Source organism: Dactylosporangium sp. NPDC000521, assembly GCF_042898305.1.
GTDB lineage: Bacteria > Actinomycetota > Actinomycetes > Mycobacteriales > Micromonosporaceae > Dactylosporangium.
The window spans coordinates 529,872-541,037 of the sequence record NZ_JBIAYW010000006.1 but is presented as its reverse complement, the minus strand read 5'-3'; the positions used below and the strand labels follow the sequence as shown (position 1 = coordinate 541,037).

Annotated in this window: 6 protein-coding genes and 1 pseudogene; 6 read left to right on the top strand and 1 reads right to left on the bottom strand. The window is 66.9% G+C overall.

Annotated elements, in window-relative coordinates; translation table 11 throughout:
- The first annotated feature begins 5 nt into the window (after positions 1-5).
- Entirely contained in the window at positions 6-854 is an 849-nt protein-coding gene (locus ACFY3L_RS22665) for a hypothetical protein (protein WP_389327194.1), read from the top strand.
- Between the two features lie 568 nt (positions 855-1,422).
- Complete coding sequence (locus tag ACFY3L_RS22660; RefSeq protein ID WP_389327191.1) at positions 1,423-1,683, top strand: hypothetical protein; 261 nt, start codon at positions 1,423-1,425, stop codon at positions 1,681-1,683.
- Positions 1,684-1,990: 307 nt separating this feature from the next.
- Here the strand turns inward: ACFY3L_RS22660 and ACFY3L_RS22655 are convergent, their stop codons facing one another.
- Positions 1,991-2,317, bottom strand: a complete 327-nt coding sequence (locus tag ACFY3L_RS22655) for a hypothetical protein (protein ID WP_389327188.1) — start codon at positions 2,315-2,317, stop codon at positions 1,991-1,993.
- Between the two features lie 625 nt (positions 2,318-2,942).
- Here ACFY3L_RS22655 and ACFY3L_RS22650 point away from each other — a divergent pair.
- From ACFY3L_RS22650 to ACFY3L_RS22635, 4 genes and pseudogenes are all read left to right on the top strand, one after another.
- Positions 2,943-3,194, top strand: coding sequence for a hypothetical protein (locus ACFY3L_RS22650; protein ID WP_389327186.1), 252 nt, complete (start codon positions 2,943-2,945; stop codon positions 3,192-3,194).
- Positions 3,187-3,504, top strand: coding sequence for a tyrosine-type recombinase/integrase (locus ACFY3L_RS22645; RefSeq protein WP_389327183.1), 318 nt, complete (start codon positions 3,187-3,189; stop codon positions 3,502-3,504). Before ACFY3L_RS22650 ends, ACFY3L_RS22645 begins: the two co-directional genes overlap by 8 nt.
- A 115-nt stretch (positions 3,505-3,619) precedes the next feature.
- Positions 3,620-4,150: pseudogene (locus ACFY3L_RS22640) on the top strand (transposase family protein); the annotation flags it as partial.
- Positions 4,151-4,580: 430 nt separating this feature from the next.
- Positions 4,581-10,823, top strand: a complete 6,243-nt coding sequence (locus tag ACFY3L_RS22635) for an RHS repeat domain-containing protein (protein ID WP_389327180.1) — start codon at positions 4,581-4,583, stop codon at positions 10,821-10,823.
- The last annotated feature ends 343 nt before the right edge of the window (positions 10,824-11,166 follow it).

Below are 11,166 nucleotides of genomic sequence, written 5' to 3'. Positions count from 1 at the left end.
TAAACGTGATCGAGGGTGGGCGAGACTCCGACGACGTGCTGCTCGTGATCAGTCACCCGTTCGGCGACCTCGAGTGCTCATTGACCGAATGGATGGTTTCCGGCCCGGGCCCCCGAAACGTGCGGCCGGTCGCCGCTCGTTCCAGGTCGACGGGGGCGCCGCTTGCGCTGACGGTGATCCCGCTGGCGTACCGCAACGATCGGGTGTCACGTGCCCTGATCGCGGCCGGGAAGATCGAGTCGCCATGGCGAGCCGCGTGGAACGTGGACGACTGGGGGATGCCGCCCTGCGAAATCGGCGGTCCTCGGTCTTTTGGCAGGTCCGTGCCGAACCCTGAACGAATGGACCGTTTGGCCCGGCGTTTCCTTGACATAGCGCAAAAGGGGCAGGTAAGTGCCGATAGTGCGAGCCTTCTGCTCGCCCGAGTGCCGGAGTTCGGGGATGCGGTAGCCGGTTTGGTGCGGAGGCTTGCCGCGGAGGCGCGCTGGGAGGATTTCGACACAGTCATTACGGTGGCCGGTGCGGCTGGGCTCGTGGATGTCGGTCCGGTGTTGTGTGAGGTGCTGGAGTCTGATGCGGGAGCTCCGCGTCCCGGCCGCATCGTGGATGTGCTGGCGCAGATCGAGTGTGACGAAGCCGCCGAGCTGTTTCGCAGCCTCCTCGGGCGTTTCGTGTACGCGTGCGGAGATTTGCCCAATGCGCGGCGTTGCTTGCACGCCCTGGCGACTGCCGGTCGTGACTCGCGAGTGCTGCTGACACTCATCTCCTGGACAGATGAATGGCCGGAACCAATCCGAGACTGGGCGATCGAGGAATTGGAGGCCACAGGCAGCCGAGTTCCTCCGCCGCTGTGAGTCAGGAATCCGCGTGGCAGGAGTGCGGTCCTGGGCGACCGCAGACCACGACGATCGGCTTCTGTGCCATAGGACCCCTTTACTCGGCTGGTTTACGCTGTCGGTGACCTGGGAGAACGTGCTTGAGCACGTCGCTGGGGCCTCCGACGACTGGGGGTCAAGGGGTCGTGGGTTCGAATCCCGCCGTCCCGACGCAGGTCAGAGGGCTGATCCACTTCTTGGGTCGGCCCATTTTGGCGTTCTGGGGACCAGATCGGTCAAGTGCAACTCGTGTAGCGCACCTTGACCGGTGGTCAAGGAATCAGAGCGATTACTTGCCCAGCTCGGCTTCCTCGGTTTCAGCACGGCGGATCGTGTTTTGAACCTTCTGAATCTTCGGCCCGCGCATGCGTTAGATGCCTACATGTGTGCATGCCAGGTTGTGCTCCCCGGTGGGCAGGTCGACGGCAGACGGGGACGCGGGGAGGCCTGGTGTCAACAAGAGGTTGACACCAGAGGCAAAGCCGGGGCGACGGGGTCCCACCGATAGGCGGTGGCCCGAAGCGGGTCGTCGTGGGATGGTGGCGGCATGAAGACCGAGGCATTCACAGCTGAGCGGCTGACGCTGGTGACCGAGTTCGACGTCACTGACTATGCCGCCAGGACCGCCTACGTCGTCAGCTTGAAGAATCCTGCTTTCCTCAAGGCCGGCGACGTCTACCAGGTCGACGACCAGATGAGGCTCGTCGTTTACCCGGGCGATGGCGAACCTCGGGTCTTGGACACCACTTGGTACATCCACTGCGGACGACGGATCCCGGCAGCTGACGCACTCGCGAACGGCCAGTAAGTACAGCAGCAAAGTACAGCAGCCGACCCACCAGAATGCCCGCACGAGCGCTCCGACCATACGTCCTGACCTCGGACGATGCACCGCCGGCCGGCGCTGCGGGTTATCCGTAGGTTCAGGGTCTGCCATGCCCGCTGCGTGCCCCGATAGGCCGGTCAACGACGGTCAAACGGGGACACCGAGGAATGCCGACCAGAGCATCGAGGCCGAGGTCAGAGCAGGTCAGCGGGCGTCGTTACGACCACCCAGCGACAGTTCCTAAACCGTGTTCCCCGACGTGCAGCAGCCTTTCAGGCCAACCTCGGCCTCAATCCGCCGATTCGGCGCCGGCATCTACCGGCAGCGAGGGGTCTGGTCTAGGGTCCGGTGCATGACCGAGGCAAAGAATCCGTTGTGGCCGCACTTGAGTGTTTTTGTGCGGGTCGATGAAGCCGGCAAGGTCTTCCTGTCGTTTGACCGCTCGCCGGAGGCGCAAAAGGAAAGCCTGGAACTTCCGCACCAGGCCGATCGACTCGTCGCATTGCATACCGCCGTCATCAAGGCCGCGCGGGCGCTGACAGGAGCCACGAGCGATGAGGAGGCCGTGCCGAGACTCCTGCGGTACGCGAAGGAAGAAGAGCGACAGCGTCTCCAACCTCCGACCGCAGTCCGAACGACGCCAAAAGGGTCGTGGCGCGACGTTCCCCGAAGGGATAATGAACACGAGTATCCCGTTGGGTCGGACAGTAATCCCCGGGAGATCCCAAGTGGACTGCCTGGAAGCAGCCGGCGGAGGCATTGAGTCGACAGCCACGGCGACACCAGCATCGGCGTACGACGGCGCCCGCGACACGCGGAGCCACCGAAGGCTGCGGGTGGGCCACACCGCCAAAGTCTGGCAAATGCGTGTCATGGCCTTGCAATGGCGGAAACCGCCTTCGACGCTCTTGCAGGCCAGCCGCATGCCGCGATCGAGCCGCTTCTCCGTTCCTAAGCCGTGTGCCGCCACGGGGACCAGTTGGGGACCACGCGTGGTGCGCGTTCACGGACATCGCGCGCTCGGCTGCACAACTTGATCGCGGGCATGCCGTGCTTGACGTGCATATTTGCCTACTCCAATGGCCTGGGGGTCAAGGGGTCGTGGGTTCGAATCCCGCCGTCCCGACAGCACAAGGGTTTTCGCAGGTCACAAGCCTGCGGGAGCCCTTTTTTTCGTGATTGAGCAAGGTGTCCAGGTCGAGCACGCCGCTGTTGGACCCCTTGGCTCGACAGGTGACGAGATGCCCCTGCTCAAGATCGAAAAGCTCACCGAAGGCCTCGCCGGTGACTGGCCCGGACACCTCCGCGACTGGGACCGGACCCTGCGCGCCGCCAACCATCCGGAGACCACCCGCTACAACTACCTGCTCGCCGCGGCGCAGCTCGGCCGGTATGTCGGCGAGCATTCCCCGGACCCCGACGCGGAGGACGCGGCCGAGGACCCGACCGATGTGACGAAAGCACATCGAACATTTCCAAGCGTGGGTGATTGAGACCCGCTCGGCCGCGACCGCCTTGAACAAGCACAAAGGGCTGCAGCAGTTCTTCAAGTACCTCGTCGACGAGGACGAGATGGACCGCTCGCCGATGGACCGGGTGAAGCAGCCGAAGACGCCGAAGAAGCTCATCCCGGTGATGCGTGACGACGACGCGAAGAAGCTGCTCGAGGTGTGTAAGGGCAAGTCGTTCGTGAACTTGCGCGATGAGGCGCTGATCCGGCTGTACTACAACAGCGGCGCCCGCCTGTCCGAGGTGGGGAATCTGTTGTTGACCGACCTCGACATGGAGCCTCTTCCAACCTGATCATGCTGGTCAGGTGGGGTGCCATCGCTACGGCATGGACTGGTGTCGAGACGGGGAGAGGCTCCCGGTAAGACAGCAATCGACCAAGGACGTTGCCCTTCCGTGGGGCCTCTCGATGCTGTCCTACCCGTCGGCGATCTCGTTGTACAGCCGCAGCCTCAACCACCTCACCGGCCTGATCCGCAGCCATCGACGGTCGCTGCGGTCGCGGTGGCGGCGCCTCAACCCGGGCCAGCAGGCCCTGCTCGCTCTGGCCCACCTCCGCAACGGTGACACCTACGCCCAGCTCGCCGCCGGGTTCGGCATCGGTGTCGCCACCGCCTGGCGGTACAGCCGCGAAGCCGTCGACCTGCTCGCCGCCACCGCACCGACCCTCGCCGAGGCGATGCGCCGCATCCGCCGGCTCTCCTACGTCATCCTCGACGGCACCCTGATCGCGATCGACCGCATCCGCGGGCACAAGGACCGACTCCACTACTCGGGCAAGCACCAGCGGCACGGCGTGAACGTGCAGGTCATCGCCGACCCGCACGACCACCTGGTCTGGCTGTCACCGGCCCTGCCCGGCGCAACCCGCGACCTGACCGCAGCCCGCACCCACGGCATCATCGCCGCACTGACCAGCGCCGCAGTCGCGACCCTGGCCGCAACGCCAGACCCCCGAGCCATCGAGCGCACCGGCAGCCCGGCCGGCCCTCAACCACACCCGACCAACACCCAAAAAATTACGAGATCTGGCCAGCCGACCATCGAAACCTCATCGGTGGATCGAGGCTCAGAGGCAGTGACGCCGGTCGGCAATTCCCCTCGCACATTCGTGTCCAAAGCCCTCTGTACCGATTTTTTCGGCGAAATCGGGTCAAGCGATATCGAAGATCACGGCTATTGTGCTGGACCCCAAACGGCCATACGCTATAGCGGCTCATCGATTCGTGGACGGGGGTTCAAACGGAATCGAGCGATCCCCCCTGCGAATCGCAGCCCAGGCCGATGACCGGCCATTTCTCTCGGGGGGAATTCGGATGCCAGTTCTGCGTGACCGAACCAGGGCGGTAGCCCTGAGTTCGGCCCTGTTCGTGATAGCCGGCCTGCAGGTCGCGGACGCCGCTGCGGCGGCCCCGGTCAAGCCGCAGACGCTGTCGGGTCAGCACGTGGAGCCGATCCACGGCCAGCGGGTGGTGCCGCAGACCCGGCCCAAGGACCTCTCGCAGGGCGCCGGCGCGCCGCAGGCCGTGCAGGTGACGTGGCCCGCCGGTTCCGGCGAGGCGGCGGTGCCGACGCTGCGCAGCCTCGAGACGCAGACGTCGAAGACGGCCTTCAAGTCCCGCGCCGGCGCGCTGCCGGTGTGGGTCGGTCCGGCCACCGGTACCAAGGCTGCCCGCGCCTCGAAGGTGCGGGTCAACATGCGCGACCGCGCCGTGGTCCCCAAGGGGCTCGGTGACGGCCTGGTCTTCGACGTGGTCCGGGCCGACGGCCAGTCCGCGGATGGAGCTGTCGCGGTCACCGTGGACTACACCGGGTTCGCCAAGGCGTACGGCGGCGACTGGGCGTCGCGCCTGCGCCTGGTCGAGCTGCCGGCGTGCGCGCTGACCACGCCCGGCGAGGCCGCCTGCCGCGCGGTCCCGGTCGAGTCGCGCAACGACGCCACACAGCAGCAGGTCACCGCCGACGTGACGGTCCGCGGCACGAGCACGCTGATGGCCCTGACGGCCGGCGCCTCGGGCAGCGCGGGCGACTTCAAGGCCACCCCGCTGCAGGCGTCTTCGACGTGGACCGCGGGCGGCAACTCGGGCGGGTTCAACTGGAGCTACCCGATGACGACGCCGCCGTCGCTGGGCGGACCGTCGCCGTCCGTGGCGCTGGCGTACTCGTCGGCGTCGGTCGACGGGCGCAGCGAGACGACCAACAACCAGCCGTCGTGGGTGGGTGAGGGCTTCGAGTGGTGGCCCGGGTACATCGAGCGGCGCTACAAGTCCTGCTCGGACGACAAGGGCGGCACCGGCGCCAACAACACCACCGACACCGGTGACCAGTGCTGGGGCACCGACAACGCCACCCTCTCGCTCAACAGCTCGTCGGGTGAGCTCGTCAAGGACGACACCACCGGCGTGTGGCGGCTGAAGAACGACGACAACACCACGATCGAGCGGCGCACTGACACCGTCAACGGCGACAACGACAACGAGTACTGGGTCGTGACCACCGCCAACGGCACCAAGTACTACTTCGGCCGCAACCGGCTGCCGGGGTACACGGGCACCGCACCGGCGAACAAGACCACCAGCTCGGCGTGGACCGTGCCGGTGGCCGGCAACAACTCGGGCGAGCCCTGCCACGCGGCGTCCTACACCGGGTCGTTCTGCAGCCAGGCGTGGCGCTGGAACCTGGACTACGTCGTGGACCTGCACGGCAACACGATGTCGCTGTTCTACGGCGCGGAGACCAACCTCTACGGCCGCAACAACAGCGCCACCGACGTGCAGTCCTACGTGCGCGGCGGCTACCTCGAGCACATCGACTACGGCACCGACAACCGGTCCGGCACCGACACCGAGAACACCTCGACGGCCGCGCCGATGCGGGTCGTGTTCGACCCGCAGGACCGGTGCCTGTCGTCCTGCGCCACCCACGACGCCGCGCACTGGCCGGACACGCCTTGGGACCAGAGCTGCGCGGCCTCGCCGTGCACCGACAAGACCTCGCCGACGTTCTGGACGACGAAGCGCCTGGCCTCGGTGACGACGCAGGTGTGGAGCGGCAGCGCCTACAAGGACGTCGACCAGTGGGTGCTGACCCACAACTTCCCCGACCCCGGCGACGGCACCCGCGCGGGGCTGTGGCTGGAGTCCATCGTGCACAACGGCAAGGCGACCGGCCCGGCCGTCATCGGCGGCGCGATCGCGATGCCGGAGGTGAACTTCGACTGGGTGCAGATGCCCAACCGCGTCGACACCGTCACCGACGGCAAGTTCCCGATGAACTGGATGCGGATGTCGACGATCTGGACCGACTCCGGCGGCAAGGTCGACGTCCGCTACACCGCGCCGGACTGCGTGCGCGGCAGCCGCATGCCCGCCTCGCCGCAGACGAACAACCTGCGCTGCTACCCGGTCCTGGAGGAGCAGCCCGACAAGTCGATCAAGACCGAGTACTTCCACAAGTACCTGGTCACCAAGGTCACCACCGCCGATCGGACCGGCAACGGCCCCGACGTCGTGACCTCCTACGAGTACGTCGGCGACCCGGCGTGGCGGCACACCGACGACGACGGCCTCACCAAGGACAACCTGCGCACCTGGTCGGACTTCCGCGGCTACTCGCAGGTCAACACCCGCGTCGGCGACCCGGGCAGCGGCTCGGAGACCCTCAGCGAGTCGACGTACTTCCGCGGCATGCACGGCGACCTCAACGGCTCCGGCGGCACCCGCACGGTCACCATCCCGGCCGTCGACGGCAACGCCGACGGCGACACCACCGACACGGCGGACTCGCCGGCGGTCAACGACGAGGACGTCTACTCGGGCCAGGTGCGCCAGACGATGACGTTCGACGGCGTCGAGACGGCCCCGCTGTCGCGGACCGTCAACGAGCCGTGGCAGTCGGCGGCCACCTCGACCCGCAACATGGGCCAAACCATCGTGTACGCGCGGCACCAGGCGAACAAGACGACCTGGACCGGCACGAAGCTGGCCGCCGGCGGCTGGCGGGTCACCCGCCGCGACGACACCGTCGACGCCTACGGCATGCAGATTGAGGTCGATGACCAGGGCGACGTGGCGGTCACCGGCGACGAGTCGTGCGCGCGCACCACGTACAACCGCAACACCGGCATCAACCTGCTGAACCCGGTCGGCCGGGTCGAGACCTACGCGCTGCGTTGCTCGGTCAACCCGACCAGCAAAGACGACGTCATCTCCGACAGCCGGAGCAGCTTCGACCTGCTTGCCTACGGTGCCATGCCGACCAAGGGCGACGCCACGGCGGCAGAGATCGCCGTCGACTGGGTCGCGCCCGGCGGCTCGGTGTGGAAGCAGACCTCGACCGCGGTGTTCGACGTCTACGGCCGCGGCACGGACATCACCGATGTCCGCGGCAACCACGAGACGACCGTGTACACGCCCAGCACCGGCGGGCCGGTGACCAAGGTCGAGACCACGACGGCGCTGGGCACCACCACCACGACCGTCGAGCCGTCCTGGGGCACCAAGACCGCGGTCGTGGACCACAACGGCAAGCGCACCGAGGGCACGCTCGACGCCCTGGGCCGGACCCGTCAGGTGTGGTCGGCCAACCGGCTCAAGTCCGCCTACCCGACCTCGCCGAACATCACCTACGACTACACCGTCCGCAACTCCGGCGGCGTCAACGCGGTCACCACCACCACGTTGAACGCGGCAACCGCCACCAACCCGCAGTACACGACCTCGTACCAGCTGTACGACGGGCTGATGCGGTCCCGGCAGACGCAGGTGCAGTCGCAGGCCACCGGCAACGTCGGCACCGTGTTCACCGAGACGAAGTACGACGACAAGGGCCGCGTGGCGAGCGAGTCCAAGCACTACGACAACCTCGTGCAGCCCGGCACGACGCTGTCCACCATCGCCGACTGGCAGCCGAAGACGCAGACGGTCAGCGTCTACGACCGGGCCGGCCGGGTCATCGCGACGGTGGCCAAGTCCGTCGGCTCGGAGTTGTACCGCACCACGAACGTCTACGGCGGCGACCGGGTCAACGTCGTCGAGCCGACCGGGCGCGCCTCGACGACCGTGATCGACGGTCGCGGCCGGACCGTGGAGCTGCGGAAGTACCACAACGCCGCCAATGTCGGCTCCAACATCCGCAGCACCTATGACCTGACCCAGTACCACTTCGACCGCAAGGGCAACCAGGACTCGGTCACGGACAACGCCGGCAACGCCTGGACCTATACGTTCGACCTGCTCGGGCACCAGACCAAGGTCCACGACCCGGACAAGGGCGACGTCTTCAGCACCTACAACACCTACGGCGAGCTCAGCACGGTCAAGGACGACCGTAACGTGACCACGGCGTACGAGTACGACACCCTCGGCCGCAAGATCGGCCTGTACAACGGCTCGGTGGCGCCGGCGAACAAGCTCGCCACGTGGGCCTGGGACCCGGTCGGGTTCAAGGGTCAGCTCGGCTCCACCAGCCGCTGGCTCCCCAGCGGCGAGGAGTACAAGGTCAAGGTCCGGGCCTACACGGCGATGTACCAGTCCACCGGCGAGGACTACATCGTCCCGGCGTCGCTGGCGGGCGGGACGGTCACCACCCACACCGTGAGCCGTACCTACCGGGTCGACGGATCGCCCGCGACCGTCACCTACCCGCCGGGCGGTGGTCTCGGCGCCGAGACCATCACCTACACCTACGACAACGCGACCGGCCTGCCGGAGCAGCTGCAGACCAACAACGGCCAGGGCACGTACGTCAACAACACCGACTACACCGAGTACGGCGAGACGACGTTCGTGGAGTACAAGCAGGCCTCCGGCAACTTCGTGCAGCGCTCGTTCGCCTACGACGACATCGATCGCCGACTGAAGGACGCCGTCACCATCCGGCAGCTCGCGCCCCAGGCCGTCGACGACACGCACTACACGTACGACAAGGACGGCAGCGTCATCGGCAAGGCGTCCGGCGCCGACAAGCAGTGCTTCGCCTACGACTACGCGGCTCGTCTGAGCGATGCGTGGACCCCGTCCAACGGCGACTGCAACCCGGCAACCCGGTCCGCGTCCACGCTCGGCGGCCCGGAACCCTATTGGCAGTCGTGGACGTTCGACGCTGCCGGCAGCCGCAAGACCGAGACCGTGCACACGACGGCCGGGAACACGACCACCACCTACAACTACCCGGCGGCCGGCGGCGCCAAGCCGCACACGGTCAGCTCCATCACGACCGGGTCGACACAGCTCAACTACGAGTACGACAACCTCGGCAACACGACCTGCCGCCCGGCCGGCACCGGAGCCAACTCCTGCCCGATCGGCACCAGCAGCCAGAGCCTGGGCTGGGATGCCGAAGGTCGTCTGGCGACGGTGAACGGCAGCTCCGGCCTCAACACCTACACCTATGCCGCCAACGGCATGCGGCTCGCCGCCGAGGACCCGGTCAACACCACGCTGTACCTGCCCAGCATGGAGATCCGGCGGGTCAAGTCCAACGGCACGACGACGGCAAACCGCTACTACGACTGGGCCGGGCAGACGTTTGCCATGTCCACCACCGGCGGCGCCGTGACGTGGTTCATCGGCGACAACCAGAACACGCAACAGGTCGCCGTCACCGCAAACACCCAGGCGGTGACCGTCCGCCGGCAGAACCCCTACGGTGCGCCGCGCGGCGGGTCGCCCGCCTGGCCGAACGGCAAGGGTTTCATCGGCGGTGAGCGCGACACGACAGGCCTGACCCACATCGGTGCCCGGGAGTACGACCCGGCCGCCGGACGGTTCATCTCCGTCGACCCCGCCTTCGTGGCGACGGATCCGGCGAGCATGAACGGATACGGGTATGCAAACAACACGCCGGTGAGCTCGGCCGACCCCAGCGGCATGCGACCGGACAACGAGTGCACCGGCTCCTGCCTCAAGAACTGGGCCCAGGCCAACGCCGAGGAGCGACCGAAGCTCCGCGAGTTCTGGGACACCGTCTACGACATCAGGAAGCCCTGTAACAAGCAGTGCGCCCTGGCCCGCAACAAGCTGTACCAGGACACGTTGAAGCTGGCAGGTCCCAAGAAGGCGGCGAGCTGCGGCAACTACAAGTGCGACCCCGACAAGATCCCGAAGCGGTACACGGAGGAGGTCGTGGACGAGAACGTGCTGCCGGTCATGATCCTGGAGGGCATCGCGCTGACGACACCGCAGAGCTACAGCAGCCAGGACGTGCCGGCGGCAAGGGTCGACATCTCGAGGACGACGGAGTGGAGCAAGGAGATGTCGGGCTCCGCCGAAGTCTCACTGGCCGGCACGGTCGGCGGTGGTGGCTTGTCGTACACGTACACGTTGAGCCAGACGGAGTCGAACAGCCTGGCGATCGGCGCCGACGTGGCGGTCCCGAAGGGGCACCAGCTGTACATGGCCCCGCGGGTCGAGGTGACCTGGCAGAAGGTCGAACTCACCAGGAAGGGGCCGAAGGGCGAGAGGATCGTGGTCGGGACGGCGGTCCGGATGAAGGTCCGCTTCGTCGGTAACGACGTGACGGTTGCCCCCGGCGAGAAAGCACCCGCCCTCGGCTGGACCGGCAAGAACGTTCCGAACGCCATCCTCAACGACGACGAACTCGGGAAACACTAGGGAAGTACGCCGCCCGTAAGGTGCTTTGCGTGCCTTCCGGGCGGCGTAACGGACGTCCCACTGCAGTGACGTTCGAAGTCGATGGTTTCGGGTCGCTCCGGCATTGCCCGGGGCGGCCCGAAAACGCAGTTTCCCGGCGCTTTTCGGCCTGATAGCCGATTGAGAGCGAACCGAAAGCGGCGGAATTACGGTCGGGCGTCAATGCTGAGCAAACGAGCGAAACGGGGATTCACCGTGGTCGTGTCCAGGTCCGGGCGCAGCGCCTGGGCAACGGGTTCCGTCGCGTTGTCGGTATTCGCCGGCGTGCTGGTGGCGGGCGGTGCGGCTGCTCCGGTATCGGCGG

Bases quoted from the DNA above. Each gene is read 5' to 3' on its own strand.
- ACFY3L_RS22650 (WP_389327186.1), top strand. From the start codon at position 2,943: ATGCCCCTGCTCAAGATCGAAAAGCTCACCGAAGGCCTCGCCGGTGAC.
- ACFY3L_RS22660 (WP_389327191.1), top strand. From the start codon at position 1,423: ATGAAGACCGAGGCATTCACAGCTGAGCGGCTGACGCTGGTGACCGAG.